Origin of the sequence: Rhizorhabdus argentea (assembly GCF_037861105.1) — a bacterium.
Taxonomy (GTDB): domain Bacteria; phylum Pseudomonadota; class Alphaproteobacteria; order Sphingomonadales; family Sphingomonadaceae; genus Rhizorhabdus; species Rhizorhabdus argentea.
The window spans coordinates 45821-63298 of the sequence record NZ_JBANFK010000007.1; the positions used below are offsets into that span (position 1 = coordinate 45821).

21 protein-coding genes and 1 other RNA gene are annotated in these 17478 nt (G+C 64.2%); 7 read left to right on the forward strand and 15 right to left on the reverse strand.

The annotated features are described in order from the left end of the window. Positions 1 to 20: 20 nt before the first annotated feature. The 5 genes from fabF to AAC645_RS08550 all read right to left on the reverse strand — a co-directional run bounded on the left by fabF (position 21) and on the right by AAC645_RS08550 (position 4333). Positions 21 to 1298 (reverse strand): beta-ketoacyl-ACP synthase II, encoded by a 1278-nt coding sequence (gene fabF, locus AAC645_RS08530; protein ID WP_340315260.1) that lies wholly within the window; start codon positions 1296 to 1298, stop codon positions 21 to 23. 134 nt (positions 1299 to 1432) lie between these two features. Beyond that, on the reverse strand, positions 1433 to 1669 hold the full coding sequence (locus AAC645_RS08535) for an acyl carrier protein (RefSeq protein WP_011950940.1): 237 nt from the start codon (positions 1667 to 1669) through the stop codon (positions 1433 to 1435). 125 nt (positions 1670 to 1794) lie between these two features. Then, positions 1795 to 2532, reverse strand: coding sequence for a 3-oxoacyl-[acyl-carrier-protein] reductase (gene fabG / locus AAC645_RS08540; protein WP_340315266.1), 738 nt, complete (start codon positions 2530 to 2532; stop codon positions 1795 to 1797). Positions 2533 to 2637: 105 nt separating this feature from the next. Continuing rightward, positions 2638 to 3573: an ACP S-malonyltransferase gene (fabD, locus tag AAC645_RS08545; protein WP_340315267.1), complete on the reverse strand. Its 936-nt coding sequence runs from the start codon at positions 3571 to 3573 to the stop codon at positions 2638 to 2640. A gap of 73 nt (positions 3574 to 3646) precedes the next feature. Continuing rightward, positions 3647 to 4333, reverse strand: a complete 687-nt coding sequence (locus AAC645_RS08550) for a hypothetical protein (RefSeq protein ID WP_340315269.1) — start codon at positions 4331 to 4333, stop codon at positions 3647 to 3649. Between the two features lie 231 nt (positions 4334 to 4564). Between AAC645_RS08550 and rpsF the strand changes: the two genes are divergently transcribed. From rpsF to rplI, 3 genes are read left to right on the forward strand one after another with little or no spacing between them, the layout of a single operon-like run. Then, positions 4565 to 4996, forward strand: coding sequence for a 30S ribosomal protein S6 (gene rpsF / locus AAC645_RS08555; RefSeq protein ID WP_340315271.1), 432 nt, complete (start codon positions 4565 to 4567; stop codon positions 4994 to 4996). A gap of 14 nt (positions 4997 to 5010) precedes the next feature. Beyond that, on the forward strand, positions 5011 to 5235 hold the full coding sequence (rpsR, locus tag AAC645_RS08560; RefSeq protein WP_037527061.1) for a 30S ribosomal protein S18: 225 nt from the start codon (positions 5011 to 5013) through the stop codon (positions 5233 to 5235). A gap of 18 nt (positions 5236 to 5253) precedes the next feature. After that, complete coding sequence (rplI, locus tag AAC645_RS08565; RefSeq protein WP_340315276.1) at positions 5254 to 5850, forward strand: 50S ribosomal protein L9; 597 nt, start codon at positions 5254 to 5256, stop codon at positions 5848 to 5850. Positions 5851 to 5934: 84 nt separating this feature from the next. Here rplI and AAC645_RS08570 read toward each other — a convergent pair whose 3' ends face one another. After that, positions 5935 to 6378 (reverse strand): globin domain-containing protein, encoded by a 444-nt coding sequence (locus AAC645_RS08570; protein WP_340315277.1) that lies wholly within the window; start codon positions 6376 to 6378, stop codon positions 5935 to 5937. Between the two features lie 94 nt (positions 6379 to 6472). Here AAC645_RS08570 and AAC645_RS08575 point away from each other — a divergent pair, with 94 nt between their 5' ends. After that, positions 6473 to 6907 (forward strand): RrF2 family transcriptional regulator, encoded by a 435-nt coding sequence (locus AAC645_RS08575; protein WP_340315278.1) that lies wholly within the window; start codon positions 6473 to 6475, stop codon positions 6905 to 6907. Between the two features lie 9 nt (positions 6908 to 6916). Here the strand turns inward: AAC645_RS08575 and thiD are convergent, their stop codons facing one another. From thiD to AAC645_RS08590, 3 genes are all read right to left on the reverse strand, one after another. Further along, on the reverse strand, positions 6917 to 7798 hold the full coding sequence (thiD, locus tag AAC645_RS08580; protein WP_340315279.1) for a bifunctional hydroxymethylpyrimidine kinase/phosphomethylpyrimidine kinase: 882 nt from the start codon (positions 7796 to 7798) through the stop codon (positions 6917 to 6919). A 4-nt stretch (positions 7799 to 7802) separates the two neighbouring features. After that, the gene (glmM, locus tag AAC645_RS08585) at positions 7803 to 9140 is read right to left on the reverse strand and encodes a phosphoglucosamine mutase (protein WP_340315280.1); all 1338 of its coding nucleotides are present in this window, start codon (positions 9138 to 9140) and stop codon (positions 7803 to 7805) included. 266 nt (positions 9141 to 9406) lie between these two features. Beyond that, a complete protein-coding gene (locus tag AAC645_RS08590) occupies positions 9407 to 11188 on the reverse strand; it encodes a peptide MFS transporter (protein ID WP_340315281.1) in 1782 nt (593 codons plus the stop codon). Between the two features lie 127 nt (positions 11189 to 11315). Between AAC645_RS08590 and AAC645_RS08595 the strand changes: the two genes are divergently transcribed. Genes AAC645_RS08595 through AAC645_RS08605 form a run of 3 tightly spaced genes read left to right on the forward strand, consistent with a single transcriptional unit; the run spans position 11316 to position 13295 of the window. Next, a complete protein-coding gene (locus tag AAC645_RS08595; RefSeq protein WP_340315282.1) occupies positions 11316 to 11897 on the forward strand; it encodes a nitroreductase family protein in 582 nt (193 codons plus the stop codon). Between the two features lie 42 nt (positions 11898 to 11939). Further along, complete coding sequence (locus tag AAC645_RS08600) at positions 11940 to 12284, forward strand: GntR family transcriptional regulator (RefSeq protein ID WP_340315283.1); 345 nt, start codon at positions 11940 to 11942, stop codon at positions 12282 to 12284. A gap of 39 nt (positions 12285 to 12323) precedes the next feature. Then, positions 12324 to 13295 carry an L-threonylcarbamoyladenylate synthase gene (locus tag AAC645_RS08605; protein ID WP_340315481.1) on the forward strand — a complete coding sequence of 324 codons (972 nt, stop codon included), beginning with the start codon at positions 12324 to 12326 and terminating at the stop codon, positions 13293 to 13295. Positions 13296 to 13310: 15 nt separating this feature from the next. Here AAC645_RS08605 and msrA read toward each other — a convergent pair whose 3' ends face one another. The 6 genes from msrA to AAC645_RS08635 form a co-directional block, all read right to left on the reverse strand. Continuing rightward, on the reverse strand, positions 13311 to 13856 hold the full coding sequence (gene msrA / locus AAC645_RS08610) for a peptide-methionine (S)-S-oxide reductase MsrA (protein ID WP_340315284.1): 546 nt from the start codon (positions 13854 to 13856) through the stop codon (positions 13311 to 13313). 84 nt (positions 13857 to 13940) lie between these two features. After that, positions 13941 to 14320, reverse strand: an RNA gene (gene rnpB, locus AAC645_RS08615) — RNase P RNA component class A. Between the two features lie 10 nt (positions 14321 to 14330). After that, positions 14331 to 15047, reverse strand: coding sequence for an N-acetylmuramoyl-L-alanine amidase (locus AAC645_RS08620; RefSeq protein ID WP_340315285.1), 717 nt, complete (start codon positions 15045 to 15047; stop codon positions 14331 to 14333). Between the two features lie 39 nt (positions 15048 to 15086). Beyond that, on the reverse strand, positions 15087 to 15932 hold the full coding sequence (locus AAC645_RS08625; protein WP_340315286.1) for a CheR family methyltransferase: 846 nt from the start codon (positions 15930 to 15932) through the stop codon (positions 15087 to 15089). Beyond that, positions 15923 to 17065 carry a chemotaxis-specific protein-glutamate methyltransferase CheB gene (cheB, locus tag AAC645_RS08630; RefSeq protein ID WP_340315287.1) on the reverse strand — a complete coding sequence of 381 codons (1143 nt, stop codon included), beginning with the start codon at positions 17063 to 17065 and terminating at the stop codon, positions 15923 to 15925. The genes AAC645_RS08625 and cheB overlap by 10 nt, the downstream gene beginning before the upstream one ends. A 3-nt stretch (positions 17066 to 17068) precedes the next feature. Beyond that, a complete protein-coding gene (locus AAC645_RS08635) occupies positions 17069 to 17437 on the reverse strand; it encodes a response regulator (protein ID WP_340315288.1) in 369 nt (122 codons plus the stop codon). Positions 17438 to 17478 lie beyond the last annotated feature (41 nt).

Below are 17478 nucleotides of genomic sequence, written 5' to 3' on the forward strand. Positions count from 1 at the left end.
CGAAGGCGTCCTGCGCCGGCTCAATCCGAGCCGAGCGCTTCTGGCAGCGCGCGCATGATCAGGCTGGCGTTGGTGCCGCCAAAGCCGAAGCTGTTGTTGAGCACCGCCTTCACCTTGCGCTTCTTGGCGACGAGCGGAACGAGATCGAAATCCTCGAGGCCGTCGCTCGGATTCTCAAGATTGAGCGTCGGCGGCACGATCTGGTCGCGAATCGCGAGGATGCAGAAGATCGATTCGACCGCACCGGCGCCCCCGAGCAGATGGCCGATCGCGGACTTGGTCGAGCTCATCGACACTGTCTTGAGCGCGTCGCCGAACAACCGGCGCACCGCACCCGCCTCCAACTCGTCGCCGAGCGGGGTCGAGGTGCCATGCGCGTTGATATAGTCGATGTCCGACGGCTGCAGGCCCGACTTCTTGAGCGCCATTGCCATCGAGCGATAAGCGCCCGACCCTTCCGGATGCGGCGCCGTGACATGATAGGCGTCGCCAGACAGGCCATAGCCGATCACCTCGGCATAGATCTTGGCGCCGCGCGCCTTGGCATGCTCATATTCCTCGAGCACGACGACGCCGGCGCCCTCACCCATAACGAAGCCGTCGCGGCCCTTGTCGTAAGGACGGGATGCTTTCTCCGGCTCGTCATTGCGGGTCGACAGGGCTCGGGCTTGCGCGAAGCCGGCGATGCCGAGCGGGCAGATCGCGCCCTCGGCGCCGCCGGCCAGCATGATGTCGGCATCGTCCATCGCAATCATCCGCGCGGCGTCCCCGATCGCATGCGCGCCGGTCGAACAGGCGGTGACGACGGCATGATTGGGTCCGCGCAGGCCATATTTGATCGAGACCTGGCCCGAGATCAGGTTGATCAGGCGGCCATGAACGAAGTGCGGCGAGACCCGCTTCGGCCCCTTTGTCTCGCAGACGATCGATTCGCTCGCGATGCCCGGCAGGCCACCGATTCCCGAGCCGATCGACAAGCCGGCGCGATAGCTTTCCTCCTCGGTCAACTCGGTGAGCCCGGCATCCTCGAGCGCCTGGCCGGCAGCATCGATGCCATAGATGATGAAGGGATCGACCTGACGCTGAACCTTGTGGTCGACACGCTTGTTCGGGTCGAAACCATAAGGGTGATCAGCGGGCTTCACCTCGCACGCGATCGTGCAGGTCTGATCGCTGGGATCAAAGCGGGTGATCCGGGCCGCGCCCGACTTGCCCGCCAGGATATTGGCCCATGCGGTCTCGACGTCCGCTCCCAACGGTGTGACCAGTCCCAATCCGGTTATGACCACGCGGCGCATGGCATTCTCCTGCATCTTGTCTTGAACGGCAAAGCGGCTCCCCGTCCCATCGGAAAGTCCGGGGTCGGGGAGCCGCTGAAACTGCTCGGCTCTATCACCTGCCCCGGTCGATCAACGGCCGGTGGGTGGAACGATCAGCCCTTGTGGCTCTCGATATAGCTGATCGCGTCCTTGACGGTCGCGATCTTCTCGGCCGCGTCATCGGGAATTTCAACGCCGAATTCTTCTTCGAAGGCCATGACCAGCTCGACGATGTCGAGGCTGTCTGCGCCCAGATCATCAATGAAGCTGGCTTCCTCGGTGACCTTCTCGGCCTCGACACCCAGATGCTCCACAACGATTTTCTTAACGCGCTCGGCGGTCTCGCTCATGTTCAAACCTTCCTTAGGGTCTCTTGCGCCTGCCCTAACGAGGGCCGACATTGCTTGCAAGCATGGTTTAATGACGGATGTACCGCGGTTGATCCGGATTCGACCGAAAGGCGGCACCCAGCGGTTCAGATCATGGCCATCCCGCCGTTTACGTGCAGCGTCTGGCCGGTGACATAGGAGGCTTCCTGGCTCGCCAGATAGACGACCGCCGCTGCGATGTCGCTGCCCTCGCCCAGCTTGCCGGCCGGAATCTTGCCGAGCAGCGCTTCCTTCTGCGCATCGGGCAAACCGTCGGTCATTGCCGAGGAAATGAAGCCGGGCGCGACGCAGTTGACCGTAATATTGCGGCTCGCCAGTTCCTGCGCCAGTGCCTTGGACATGCCGACGAGACCCGCCTTGGAGGCCGCATAATTGGCTTGACCGGGGTTGCCGGTGGTGCCGACGATCGACGTGATCGTGATGACCCGCCCGAAGCGCGCCTTCATCATCGGCTTGGTCGCGGCGCGGATCAGCCGGAACGCGGCTTCGAGGTTGACCGAGATCACCTGATCCCACTCCTCATCCTTCATCCGCATGATCAGATTGTCGCGCGTGACACCGGCGTTATTGACGAGGATGTCGATCTTGCCGAGCGCCTCGACCGCGCGCGGGATCAAACCGTCGACAGCGGCGGCATCGCCGAGATTGCAGGGCAACACCACGACGTCTCCGCCGATGTCGGCTGCGACAGCCTGCAGCGCTTCTTCACGCGTACCGGATAGAGCAACTCTGGCGCCCCGCGCCGCCAGCGCCTTGGCTATCGCCGAGCCGATGCCGCCGGACGCGCCCGTGACCAACGCGGTCATGCCTGAAAGATCGAACATGCACTTCCTTCCCCTGCCCGTCATCCCAGCGAAAGCTGGGATCTCACTGCCTTCTTCAGCGCAGAAGAAGAGAGATTCCAGCTTTCGCTCGAATGACGCTGAATGTTAGAGCGTTGCCGCGAATGCCTCGATATCGGCCATCGCCACGACGCTCGTCGCGAGCGCCTTGTCGGTGATGTCCCTGACCATCGGACCGACGACCTTGCCGCCGAACTCTACGAACTGCTCGACGCCGGCGTCCGCCATGGCCGCAACGCTCTCGCGCCACCGCACCGTACCGGTGACCTGCTGGACGAGCAATTTCACGATTTCCTGCGCCGCCGCCGTCGGAGCTGCGGTGACGTTGGCGTAGACCGGCACCAGCGGGCTCTGCACCGCAGTCTTGCCGAGCGCCTCCGCCATCGCCTCGGCGGCGGGCTGCATCAGCGAGCAGTGGAACGGCGCGGACACCGGCAGGAGCAGCGCGCGTTTGGCGCCCCGCGCCTTGGCAATCTCTATCGCTCGCTCGACGGCGCCCTTGTGCCCGGAGACGACAACCTGCCGATTGCTGTTATCATTGGCCGCTTCGCAGACCTCGCCTTGAGCCGCCTCCTCGGCGACGGCCTTGGCGCCGTCGAAATCGAGCCCCAGGAACACCGCCATCGCGCCAACGCCGACCGGCACGGCCGCCTGCATGGACTGGCCACGCAGCTTCAGCAGTCGTGCGGTGGTAGCAAGGTCGATCGCCTCGGCGGCGCATAGCGCGCTATATTCTCCCAGGCTGTGCCCGGCGACAAACGCGGCCTTGTCAGCCAAGCTGATACCGCCCTCCTTCTGCAGGACACGCCAGGTCGCGATCGCGTTGGCCATGATCGCAGGCTGGGCATTCTCGGTGAGCATCAACTCGTCGGGTGGGCCCTCGACCATCAGCTTGAACAGGTTCTGGCCGAGTGCATCATCGACCTCCTGGAACACTTCGCGCGCAACCGTGCTGGCGTCGGCGAGGATCTTGCCCATGCCTACGGCCTGGCTACCCTGGCCGGGAAAGATGAATGCGCGCATCGAGGCTCCCTTGGTCTGGCGAGCGGCAGTAGGAAAGAGCCGCTGCCGAGGCAAGCCCAAAGGCCTGCCGCCGTTACCGTTTCAGCCGGCCAAAAGGCAGCAACTGCTTTGCAAGCGCCTGCGTGGCGCCACGGTCGCCGGAGCGGAGCGGAACCAGCAGCGCCGCGGCACTCCGCTGCATTATGCGATCGATCGGTACCACGACAGCGGCGGTGCTCGCGGTTTCGGCAAGGGCGCGGCCTCGCGGATCGGCGGGATCTATCGACAATCTCAGCAGCGCCGCGAGGCCGGGAAACAGCGCCCGGTTGCCGCCAAGCGCGACAGCACGATCCATCATCGCCAGGCCGGTCGACTTCTTTGCGCCGATTGCCATGCCCGCGACCAAGCCCCCCAGAGCGATCACCGAATCCAGGTGCCAGGCCCCGATGGCCGCCGCGGCGTCCGGATCCCGGGGGTCGGCGGCAGCAAAGCGCTCGAACAGCCGGCGCGCCGCCATCGCATCCGCCCGGCTGCGCGTCAGCTTGGCACGGTAGCCTAGCGCCATTGCGCGCACGAGCGCCGCTTCATGATTGCTCGCATCGCGCGCCAGCAGTGCCGCGGCGCCCCTGTCCGCCTCGGCAATCAGCGAGAGAGCGCTTGCCCTATCGCGCGACTGGAAGGCGGCTTCGGTAAGGATTTGGCGTGGTGTAGCGGCGGGGAGCGGTACCGCCAGGATCGGTATCGCAAGGAAAGCGAGCGCGGCTGATGCGCGCGGCGTCATCACAGCAGCTTCATCGTCGGTCCTACGCTCCACCCCTCTCCTCAACCATCCCTCATCCACCCGGTTCCGCACGGCCTCGGGCACTTGCCTTCAAGGCGATATTCCGCCATAGGCCGCCGCAGCCGGGGTGGAGACTCGTTCTCCGCCCCTGCGCATTTTGGAAGACAGCCGGAGGGGCGTTCGTGATTGGCACGGCGTCAGCGATCGGCCAAATGTAAGGAAGACGCGAGCATGGCTCTCTACGAGCATGTTTTTCTCGCGCGTCAGGATCTGGCTCAGGCTCAGGTCGACGCGCTGGCGGAAGCCGCCACCCGAATCGTGGAAGATGGCAAGGGCAAGGTCGTCAAGACCGAGACCTGGGGGCTTCGCAGCCTCGCCTATCGCATCGCGAAGAACCGCAAGGCGCACTATGTGATGCTCCAGATCGACGCCCCCGCGGGTGTCGTTGCCGAGCTCGAGCGCCAGACCGCGATCAACGAAGACGTGATCCGCTACATGACCATCCGTTTCGACGAGCTGGAAGCCGGCCCGTCGGCGATGATGCGTCGTGGCGAGCGTAGCGAGCGCGATGGCCGTCGTGACGGCCGGGGTGACCGTGGTGATCGCGGCGATCGTGGCGACCGGAGTGACCGCCCCCGCCGTGACGACCGCGAAACCGCGTAAGGGAGAATAGACACATGGCACGCGCATTTTTCCGCCGCCGCAAGAGCTGCCCCTTCTCCGCGAAGGACGCTCCCAAGATCGATTTTAAGGACGTCCGTCTGCTGCAGGGCTTCGTGTCCGAGCGTGGCAAGATCGTTCCGAGCCGCATCACTGCGGTGTCCGCCAAGAAGCAGCGCGAACTCGCCAAGGCGATCAAGCGCGCCCGTCACATCGGGCTGCTTCCCTACATCGTCAAGTAAGAAGGGAGGACCTCCAATATGGACGTGATCCTGCTCGAACGCGTTGAGAAGCTGGGCCAGATCGGGGACGTCGTCTCCGTCAAGGCCGGGTTCGCACGCAATTATCTGCTGCCCCGCAAGAAGGCACTGCGCGCCAACGAAGCCAATAAGAAGGTCTTCGAGGCGAACCGCGCCCAGATCGAAACAGACAACGCCAACCGTCGCGTCAACGCGGAACAGGAAGCCGGCTCGCTCGAGGGCAAGTCGATCATCCTGATCCGCCAGGCATCGAACACCGGCCAGCTCTACGGCTCGGTTTCGACCCGCGACATTGCCGATGCGCTTGCTGAGGACGGCATGAAGGTCGCCAAGTCGGCGATCGTGCTCAGCCGGCCGATCAAGGCAATCGGCGTCCACGAGGTGAAGGTCGTTCTTCACGCCGAGGTCAGCCGCAGCATCACCGTCAACGTTGCACGCTCGCCCGAAGAGGCCGAGCTGCAGTCGCAGGGCGTCGATGTCATGGCATCGATGTTCGAGCGCGACGAGGCTGGCTTCACCGAGGCTTATGATCCCAACGCCGAACCCGGCGAGATCAACGCGGATCTGCTCGAAGAGCAGCCCGCCGAAGAAGCCTGAGGCTTCGACCAGACAAGAAAAAGGCCGTCCGGAGCGATCCGGGCGGCCTTTTTCTTGTGGACCGATAATGGCCGATCGGCCGTCTTAGGCCGCCGCAGCGTAGAGTTCTCGCTCACGCCCGATCAGGATATCGGCCAGGAACCAATAGGCCTCGCCCCAGGCGTCGAGCACCGTCTGGTTGACGGCATCGCCGAGAACGTCCTTGATTGCCGGCAGCAGCGCGGCGGCAACGGCTGGATAATGCTCTGGCTTGACCCCGGTATCGACATGCCGCGCGCCCATCCGCTCTACTGCCGATGTGAGCGCACCAAGATTGTCGACATTCTTGGCATAAGCCAGGATCGCGGCGGCAAGGCGCTTTGGCTGCTCGCCCGACTCCTGCGCGGCCTGATCGAACAGCTCCTTGACCGCCGGATCGGTGAACAGACGTTCGTACATGCGCGTCGTGATCGCCACGCCATGTTCCTGAAGCGCGGGCGCGGTGGCTTTCACGATCTCGACGGTCTGCGGCGAAAGCGGCTTGCTCATGCGAATCTCCCTTAAGATGTATCTGAGGTACACCTATACAGCCCCCGAAGAAGATGCAAATTGAATATATCTTAACGATCGTTTACCTTGCAGCATGCGTTTATCCCGCCACACCGATTACGCCCTGCGCGTCTTGATCCACCTGGCGGTGCGGCCCGAACGCCGCGCATCGATTGCCGAAATCGCACGCACCTATGCGATCTCCGAGAACCATCTGATGAAGGTGGTCCATATGCTCGGCCGGGCCGGCTTCATCCGCACGACGCGCGGGCGCGGGGGCGGCATCACACTGGCGCTGCGGGCAGAGCAGATCTCGATCGGTGCGGTCGTTCGGCGTACGGAGCCCGATCGTCCGCTGGCGGACTGCGATACATGTATCATCGCGCCGGCTTGCGGCCTGACCGGCGTTCTCGGCGAGGCTTTGGAAGCTTTTTTCGGGGTGTTCGATCGCTACACCCTGGCCGACATTTCGCGGCGGCGGGTGGATTTGGCGGCTCTGCTTGGAGTCGAGGCTGTCGAAGGGCCCTGACGCTTCGCGCTACGATGACTTCTCGTAGTCTTCGCGCGCCTGAGAGAGCGGAGCGCGAAAGCCCATCGGGCCGTGACCCTTGCCCAGCCCGGGCGCGGCGAGCAGCGCAGCGCGCACGAACGCCCGCGCCCGGACGATCGCATCGGGTAGCGCCATGCCCTGCGCCAAGCCGGTAGCGATGCCGCTGGCTAGCGTGCAGCCTGTGCCATGGTCTTGCGTCGTGTCGATACGCTCTGCATTCCAGATATGTTCGCCTAACTCGTTCGAAAACAAGATGTCGAACAGGTGCGTCTCAATCGAAATAACCTTCCGTCCACCGTTCTCGAACGAGGTGATCGGACCTCCTCCGAGACGCGCACCGGTCGCCAGAACGGCACCGCTGCCCAGTTCGTCTATCAAGTAGGCCGCCGCATCTCCGATCTCGATTTCGTTACCGACTACCATTCCACTAAGCGCCGCCAGTTCATCGAGATTGGGCGTCGACACGGTCGCACGCCGCATCAGCCGGCCAAAGGCAGCCACCGTCGCCTCGTCCGCCAGCCTGCTGCCGCTGGTCGCGATCATCACCGGATCGAACACCACAGGAACTCCGGCCAGATCGGGCCGGTCGAGCCGATCGGCAACCGCTTCGGCGATGTCCGCCGAGCCGATCATGCCGATCTTGATCGCATCGACGCCGATGTCGCTTACCACCGCGTCGATCTGCGCGATCACCATCTCGACAGGTACCGCGTGGACCGCCGTGACACCCAGCGTGTTCTGCGCGGTCAGCGCGGTGATCGCCGTCATCGCATGGCCGCCGAGCAGGGTTACCGTCTTGATATCGGCCTGGATGCCTGCGCCACCGCCCGAGTCCGAGCCCGCGACGATCAGGATTCGCGCCATCGCCATATGCTCAGGCGGCCTTGCGGACCGCCTCGCAAATCTGGTCGACCATCGTTTCGACGAGCTTGCGGTCCTCGCCTTCGGCCATCACCCGGATCAGCGGCTCTGTGCCCGACTTGCGGATGACGAGCCGGCCGGTGCCTTCGAGCTTCTCCTCGGCATCGCTGATCGCGGCGATCACCTTGTCGTCCTTGAGCGGCTCGCCGCCAGTGAAGCGGACATTCTTGAGAAGCTGGGGCAGCGGATCGAACAGGTGGAGCAGCTCATGGGCGGGCTTACCGCTCTCGACGAGCCGCGCCAGCACCTGCAGCGCGGCGATAAGGCCGTCACCGGTGGTTGCATGATCGGTCATGATGATGTGGCCCGATTGCTCGCCGCCGACGTTGAAGCCCTCGGCACGCATTGTCTCGACGACATAGCGATCGCCGACCTGGGTGCGGTGCAGGCTCAGCTTCTGCGATGCGAGATAGCGCTCCAAGCCCAGATTGGACATCACCGTGGCGACCAGCCCGCCGCCCTTCAGTTCGCCGCGATGGTTGGCGCCCGTGGCGATCAGCGCCATCAGCTGGTCGCCATCGACCACCCGGGCCTGGTCGTCGACGATGATTAGCCGGTCGGCGTCGCCGTCCAGTGCAATGCCGATGTCCGCGCGCGTCTCGCGCACCTTGTCCTGCAGGGCCTTGGTATCGGTCGATCCGCATTGATCGTTGATGTTGATGCCGTTGGGGTTCACCCCGATCGAGATCACGTCGGCGCCCAGTTCCCAAAGCGCCGAAGGCGCGACCTCATAGGCCGCGCCATTGGCGCAATCGATGACGATGCGCAGGCCGTCGAGGCGCAGATGCTCCGGGAAGCTCGACTTGACCGCGTGGACATAACGCCCGCGCGCATCCTCGACCCGGCGCGCGCGGCCGATGTCGGCGGAAGCGGCGAGCTTGACCGACTTGTCGAGACGCGCCTCGATTGCCGCCTCGTCGTCGTCCGACAGCTTATAGCCGTCCGGCCCGAACAGCTTGATGCCGTTGTCGGCGAACATATTATGGCTCGCCGAGATCATCACGCCGAGATCGGCGCGCATGGAGCGGGTCAGCATCGCGACGGCGGGGGTGGGAATCGGTCCCATCATGACCACGTCCATGCCGACGCTGGTGAAGCCCGCCACCAGTGCCGACTCCATCATATAGCCCGACAGCCTGGTGTCCTTGCCGATGACGACGCGATGACGATGCTCGCCGCGCAGGAAATGCGCGCCCGCCGCCTGCCCCACCTTCATGGCGATCTCGGCCGTCATCGGGCTTTCGTTGGTGCGGCCCCTGATGCCGTCGGTGCCGAAATATTTACGCGCCATATTACAAGGGTTCCCCGCCCGGATTTCGACCGTTAGATGCGCCTAAACCCGCCGATCCTCAACCCCTTCCGCCGTGCTACCCCACTTGTCATCGCAACACGCGCTGGAGTGGCAAGCAGGCTAAGGTCAACGCTCATAGGCTTTCGGCAGCACCTTCTCGACGGAGTAGAGATACTCGTCACGCAGCCTTGTATCCGAGGGCGCCGACATCCAAGCAGCGCCGCGAGTGCAGACGATGAGCGTCAGCGTGACGCCCCGTCCGAACCTTATTGGACCCCGTGCATCCATTTCCTGATCACGGGGGAAAGGACGAACAGCACCGCGCCGATGCCGATTGAAACGAGTCCGATCGTCTGGAACACGCCCGCATAGGTTTCGAGGCTGACCTTGAGGTTGGTCACCTGACCGCCGACCGTCTCGACGCTCGCCACCTGCGCCACCACGCCTGCGACATATTGGGCGCAGCTGATCGACAGGAACCAAAGCCCCATCATCAGCCCGACCACGCGCGCAATCGACAGCTTGGTGATCATCGAGAGGCCGACCGGGGAGATGCAGAGCTCCGCCATCGAATGGATCAGGTAAAGCAAAGCCAGCCACCAGACCGACACCTTGAAGTCCGCCCCGGCATAGCTCGTCCCCCACACCAGCGCCAGGAAGCCCAAGCCGACGCCGGCCAGCGCGACCGCGAACTTGATCGGGATCGACGGCTCTAGTCCACGGCGACCCAGGGCATTCCACATGATCGAGGTGAGCGGCGCCAGCACGACGATGAAGAAGGCGTTGAAGAACTGGGTCTGGCCCGCCGACATCGTGAACAGTCCGAAGATCGACAGATCGGTGTTACGATCGGCGAACAGCGTCAGCGATGAACCCGCCTGCTCGAACAGCGTCCAGAACACGACGTTGAAGACGATCAGGACGATCGCGGCGACCATCATCTGGAACTCGGCGCGATTGCCCGCCTTCCATGCCCATGTAGGTATGAAGATCACCGATGCGAGGAAGGTGAAGAACAATATCTTGCCCATGATGGGCAGCGCCAGAAGATAGCCGCCGATGCCGCTGCCGGCCTCGGCGCTCTGGCTGCTCATCAGGTTGGTGAAAAGGAACCAGCCGACCGGTATCGCCGCGACCGCGCCGATATAGATCAGCAGCGCGCGGTCCTTGGTCTGTCCCGGCGGCGGATCGCCATAGCCGGCCAGCTTGTCGCCCGCGAACTGGATCAGGCCCCAGCTGATCATCATACCCATCGCGGCGAGGCCGAAGCCTGCCCACCAGCCTAGCGCGACCGCGAGGAATGGGCAAAGGATCTGCGAGAACAGCGATCCCAGGTTTATGCCCATGTAGAAGATGGTGAAACCCGCATCGCGCCTGCGATCACCGACCGGATAGAGAGCGCCGACAATCGTCGAGATGTTCGGCTTGAAGAAGCCGTTGCCGATGGTGAGCAGCGCCAGCGCGACCAGCATCAGCCCAGTATAGAAGGGGCTGCGATCGGCATCGGACTTGAAGCCTCCCTTGGCGATCGTGCGGACCACCTGCCCATCGGGTGCGGCCAAGGTCACCGATCCGTCGTCCCGGCCCTTGATCGCCAGCTTCTGGCCGTTGTCGACGATATATTGCTGCTTGGCCTGGTCGATGACCACCTCGTAGCGAGTGCCATCGATAAGCGCATAGGGCTTGGCTGTGGGGCCGCCGAAGCACAGAGTAAAATAGGCGATCGACATCAGGACCGCGCCGAACTTCACCGACCTCTTCGAGCCGAGATAGCGGTCCGCGAGAATGCCGCCGATCAGCGGGGTCAGGTACACCAGCGCCGTAAAACCACCATAAAGCCCATTGGTGGTCTGGTCGCTGAACAGAAAATGTTGGGTGAGATAGAGGGTGAGAAGCGCCCTCATCCCATAATAGCCGAAGCGCTCCATCGCCTCGGTCGAGAACAGCCTCGCGAGCTGCCGGGGGTGGCCGAACCAGTCGTCGCCGTCGGATCGGCTCAGATGCTGAGTTCCAGGCTCGGTGGTGGCGTCGGCGTGGGGATTGACCATGAAGATCTTTCTATTCTGTGCGTTGGGCCCGTGGGCGCGCCCACGCCGCCGCTGCCTTCATGGATGTAAAGAGTAACGGCGATTCCGGCTCTGTGAAGCTGAATGTTGATGCGCTAGGGAGCCCAACATGTTCAACGATCTCAGCTCGACTTCTACCCTCCTCGCCACGCGCCGCTCGGCCAAGCCTCGCGACATGGTCGCCCCTGGCCCGGACGGCGCGCAACTGCGCCAGATCCTGGAAGCCGCCATGCGCGTGCCGGACCATGGCAAGCTCAGCCCCTGGCGGTTCGTGATCATAGAAAGCGACCGCCGCCGCGCCTTCGCCGATCTGCTGCAGGATGCCTATCGCGCCGAGAAGCCGGATGCCGGCCGGATCGAATTGGAGGCGATGGATCAGTTTGCCCACCAGGCGCCTGTGCTGGTCGCCGTGCTGTCCACGCCCACTGCGAACAGCAATATCCCGCGCTGGGAACAGGAGCTTTCGGCCGGGGCAGCCTGCATGAACCTGCTTCTCGCTACCCATGCCGCGGGCTTCGTCGGCTGCTGGCTGACGGGATGGGCAGCATATGACGCACAGGTTCTTGAATCGCTGGGCGGCGCGCCCCAGGACCGCATTGCCGGCTTCCTGTTCCTCGGCTCGCCGTCGCGCCCGCTCGATGAGCGACCCCGGCCGGCGTATGAAGCTGTCGTTTCGACGTGGAAAGGCTGATTGCCGTTGACGCGCCATGCTGTGTTAGAACAGTGTGACGCCATGAGCCAGGATCGCCCCGTATATCTCCGCCTTCGCGACATCATCGCCGAGTCGATCCTTGACGGTACGTTCGGTGATGGCGACGCGCTGCCGTCGGTGCGCGTCTTTGCCGCGCAGCATGGCGCCAACCCGCTGACCGCCGCAAAGGCCTATCAGGGCTTTCAGGACGAAGGTTTCGTCGCGGTAAAACGCGGCGTGGGCATGTTCGTGGCCGAGGGCGCCAGCGCGCGCCTGCGCCGCGAGGCCCGCGAGGCTTTCCTGCGCGACGAATGGCCGCGCGTCATACGCAGCATGCGGCGCCTCAAGATCGATCCTGCCCACCTGCTCGAACGCGTCGACAGCTGATCCTTGCCCTTCTTCGCCGCGCGCTATAGCGGCGCGAAGGTGATCTCGACCCGCACCATCCCCGCAGACGAAGCCGGCATTGCCGAGGCCGCCGCGCTGATCAGGCGCGGCGTGCCGGTCGCGGTACCGACCGAGACCGTCTACGGTCTCGCTGGCGACGCGACATCGGGCGAGGCGGTGGCGGCGATCTATGCGGCCAAGGGACGGCCGAGCTTCAACCCGCTGATCGTCCATGTCACCGATCTTGCGATGGCCGACGGCATCGCGCTGTTTTCGCCAGTGGCATATCGACTCGCTGAAGCCTTCTGGCCTGGCCCGCTGACGATGGTGCTGCCCCTAGCCCCAGGCGCGCCGATCGCGAGCCTCGTTACCGCGGGACTGAGGACCGTCGCAATCCGGGCTCCGTCGCATCCCGTCATGCGCGCGCTGATCGCGAAGGTCGGTCACCCGCTTGCCGCGCCCTCGGCGAATGCCAGCGGCTCGATCAGCGCCACCCGCGCGGAACATGTCTCGCGCTCGCTCGACGCCAGGGTAGAACTGGTGCTCGATGGCGGCGCAACGCAAGTCGGCATCGAATCGACGATCGTCGCGGTCGAGAGTGGCAGGCTGAGGCTGCTGCGGCCGGGCAGCGTGACCGTGGATATGCTTGAGCGCGTCAGCGGTCTTGCCGTAGATACCGGTGATAGCGGCACGATCGAGGCGCCGGGGCAGATGCTCAGCCATTATGCGCCATCAAAGACGGTGAGGCTTGATGCCACCCGTGCCGCAGCGGACGAATTCCACATAGGCTTTGGTGCCGTGTCCGGAAGGATCAGCCTCTCTGAGCGAGGGGATCTGTCCGAGGCCGCCGCGCGGCTGTTCGAAATACTGCACGAGGCGGACCGATCGGACACGGCAGCGATAGCCATCGCGCCCATCCCGGCCGAGGGGCTGGGCCTCGCGATCAACGATCGATTGGTCAGGGCGGCCGCACCTCGACCACCCCGTCATCCTGAAACCCGTTCAGGATGACGGGGTAGCCTATGGTCAAGCCACCGCGTTCGCCTTGAGCCGCGCAGCATAGCTCTTGCGGAACTTCGCGAGCTTGGGCGCGACGACCATCACGCAATAGCCGTTGCTCATGCCTTCGCGCGCGAAATATTCCTGATGATAATCCTCCGCCACATACCAGGGTGCGTCGGACTCGATCGTGGTAACGATCCGCTGCGGCCAGTCCGCCTGCGCTCGCCCGATTGCAGCCTTTGCTTCGGCTTCCTGCTCGACGGAATGCGGGAAGATCGCCGAGCGATATTGGGTGCCGACATCATTACCCTGGCGGTTGAGCTGGGTCGGGTCATGGACATGGAAAAAGATATCGAGCAATTCACCATAGCTGATCACCTCGGGATCAAACGCCACGCGGATCGCCTCGGCGTGGCCGGTCGCTCCCTCGCACACGGCGCGATAGCTCGGGTCGGCAACATGCCCGCCAATATAGCCGCTCTCGACTGAACTCACGCCGATCACATCGTCGAACACCGCCTCGATGCACCAGAAGCAGCCACCGGCTAGCGTCGCGATTTCCTGAGCCATATTTCCTCCGAATGTCGACGAGAAGATAAGTCGTATCAGGCGCGATGCAATGATCCGTATCGCGGGCGCCTCTTTCGCATCAGGATAACCAGAGGGCCTGTAAGCCGGGTTCTGTCCACCAGCTCGCGCTGGATGGGCGATCATTCCTCTAGGACCGGCCTTGCGCCCGGCCTCCAGCAATCAACCCGGACGACCGGGCGGAGTAGCCCATATGCCGTCCCTATTCGATCTTGCTCCCGGTGGGGTTTACCATGCCGTTCCCGTTGCCGGGTCCGCGGTGCGCTCTTGCCGCACCCTTTCGACCTTGCCCGGAACTCCGAAAAGCCCGCCGGGCGGTTTGCTTTCTGTGGCACTGTCCCTGGGGTCGCCCCCGCCGGGCGTTACCCGGCACCGTTACTCCTTGGAGCCCGGACTTTCCTCCCCGCACCGCATAAACGATGCGCAGCGATCGCCTGGCCCTCTGGTATGGCGCTGTTAGGGCGTTTTGCCGCTCGGCTCAAGCAGCGCATCGCCCTCGCGGTGGAGCAGCAGCCTCAGGAGGATTCCGCGCGTCTCGCCGTCTGCGATGCCGTCAATCGTCTCGGGGCGGAATCGGCGCTGGAAGGCGGTCACGGCCGCCGGGCCGTCGCTGACGTCATAGCCGAAGCGCTCGAGCGCGAGCAGGAAACCGCCCGGAGTCCAATGCGGGTCCTGCAGTCCGTGCCTCGGCCGCTTGAGGGCCAGCCCCAGCTTGCCGAGCAGTTCCCAGTCGAACAGTTCGCCAGGGTCCTGCTTGCGCTGCGGCGCCACGTCCGAATGACCCACGACATTGGCCGGCGCGATGCCATGGCGCTTTGCCACATCGGCGATCAGCGGCACGAGCGCATCCATCTGCGCCCTGGGGAATGGTCGATAGCCCAGCTCGTGCCCCGGGTTGACTATCTCGATGCCGATGCTTGCCGAATTGACGTCGGTGATCCCACGCCAGAACGATTTGCCCGCATGCCATGCGCGGCGTTCCTCGGGCACCAGCCGAACGATCTGACCATCCTCGGCCACAAGATAATGGCTCGAAACCTTGGCATCGGCATCGATCAGCCGCGCGATCGCGGAGGCCGCATCCTGCATGCCGGTATAGTGGAGCACGAGCATGGAAATCGGCAACGCGCGCTCGTCATGATTCGGCGACGGGCAATCGATCATCTCGCTCATGACAGTGCCTTACGCCCGCACATCGGGGGTAGCAACGCGTCAGGCGGCGCTCGCGACAGCGGCGTAGGCGGCGGGGCGGTAAACGGTGTGCATCACCGGGTCACTGACGAAGCGGTTCGAATTGCCGAGCGCGGTTTCCCCCGCGCCGAGCAGCAGCGCGCCGTCGCCCGCGATGGCGAGCGCGAGGCCCTCGAGCATCTGGCGGCGGCGCTCGGGTGAAAAATAGAGCAGCGCATTGCGGCACAGGATGAGGTCGAAGCGGCCGCCGGCTGGCGGCGGGCCGAGCAGGTTGTGGCGGGTGAAGGTGACCAGCGATGCCAGCCGAGGCTTGGTGCGCCAGCCCTCGTCAAGCACCGGATCGAACCAATCGACCAGATGACGGATCGGCAGCCCGCGTTGCACCTCAAACTGAGTATAAAGGCCGTTGCGCGCCCTCCGGACCGCCGAACGGGAGATATCGCTCCCCAGGATCTCGATTTTCCACCCGTCCCAGCGCTCGCCCTGTTCGGCGAACAGCATCGCCAGCGAATATGCCTCCTGCCCGGTCGAGCATGCCGCCGACCAGATTCGCAGACGCTTGTCGCGCTGCCGCGCAGCGGTCAGGTGGGACAGCACCTCCTCGCTGATCAGCTTGAACACGGCTGCGTCCCGGAAAAAACTGGTTTCGTTGTTGAGCAGCGCATCGATCATATCGAGCGAAAGTTCGGGATCCGTGGAGCGCTCCAGCGCGTAAGCGAGATGGTCGAAACTCTCGATGCCGCGCGCTCGGCAAAAGGGGGAAAGGGTGGTTCCGATCCGCCAGAAGCGATCCTGCGACAGCAGCTGTCCGGTCGCCTTCTCGAACAGGCGAGCGATGACGAGCCCGGCGCGGGAGCTTACTTCCACGTTGAAGCGGCCGCGCGGTTGCAGACATGGCGCGCCAGACCCTCGGGCGGCATCACCATCGAGGCAAGCCCCGCCTGCGCGACCGAACCCGGCATGCCCCAGACCACCGACGTGGCAGCATCCTGGGCGAGAATTTCCGCGCCGCTGCGCACCATCGCCTCCGCACCGATCGTGCCATCCCGGCCCATGCCGGAGAGGACGACGCCGACTCCTTCGGCGCCATAGATTTCGGCCATCGCCTCGAACATCGGATCGACCGACGGCATGCACCGGCTGGGCGCCGTGGTGGTATCGATGCGGATAACAATGCGAGCGCCTTGGCGCGCCAGGCGGATATGGCCCTCGCCGGGGGCGACGAACATCTCACCGGGCCTTAGCGCGATCCCGTCGGCGGCCACAGATGCCGGCCGCCCGGCAATGTCGCGAAGTTGCGCCGCAAAATAGGGCATGAAAGGGGGCGGCAGGTGCTGAGTGATCAGAATCGGCGCAGCGAAGCTCGGCGGCAACTGCCGAAGGAAAGCCGACAGTGCGTGCAGCCCGCCAGTGGACGCCCCGATGGCGAGGCAGGATATCTTTCCAACCTTGGCCGGCCGCAACGATATCATTGGGGTCGGCGCGTTGGACCGCGGTGCCGCGTCGCGTGCCTTGCTTTCCAGCCTTTCGGGAAGATGGCGGGCGTGGCCGATCCGCAACAGCGCGTCGATGAACTTGTGGGAGAATTCGCCGGCGAAGTTCCCCGCAGTTGGCTTGAGCAGAGTATCCGCGGCACCCAGGGTCAGCGCCCGCACTGTCGCCGAAGCACCTGCCTCAGCTGCCGACGACACGATCAGCACCCGCGCCCCATGGCTGGCTGCAAGTATCTCGGGAAGGGCGGTAAGGCCGTCCTTGCCGGGCATCTCGACATCTAGGACCACGATGTCGATCTGGTGGCCGGCGAGAAATACGATGGCCTGGTCGGCGGTGGGCGCAGCGCCGGCTATCTCGAATTCGGGACGGGCCTCGATCAGGCGCGCCAGCACGGTGCGGGCGACGAGCGAGTCATCGACCAACAGCACGCGAATGGGCCGGACCGCCGCTCGGCTGCCATCCGCAACTCCATATCTGACGCTGGCATTGAGGCCCGCCTGCGACATGGCTCAGACGACGCCGACCAGCTGAAGCTTGCTTTCGAGCGTCTCGCGATCAAATGGTTTCATCATATATTCGTCCGCCCCCGCATCGATCGCGGCGCGAATATGTGCGACGTCGTTCTCGGTGGTGCAGAACACGACCTTGGGACGATTGGCGATGGCCGCATCGCCGAGCGAACGCAGAAACTCCATGCCGCTCATCACCGGCATGTTCCAGTCGAGCAGGATCACGTCGGGCACGTTGCCGGCGCTGCAACGATCGAGCGCCTCGCGGCCGTCACCAGCTTCTTCGACGTTGAAATGCAAGGCTTCCAATATGTGACGAGCGACCTTGCGGATCACCTTGGAATCATCAACCACCAGGCAGGTCTTCATCGGGATCTTCCGTCTTGGCTATGCAGTCGGGCGACTGTAGC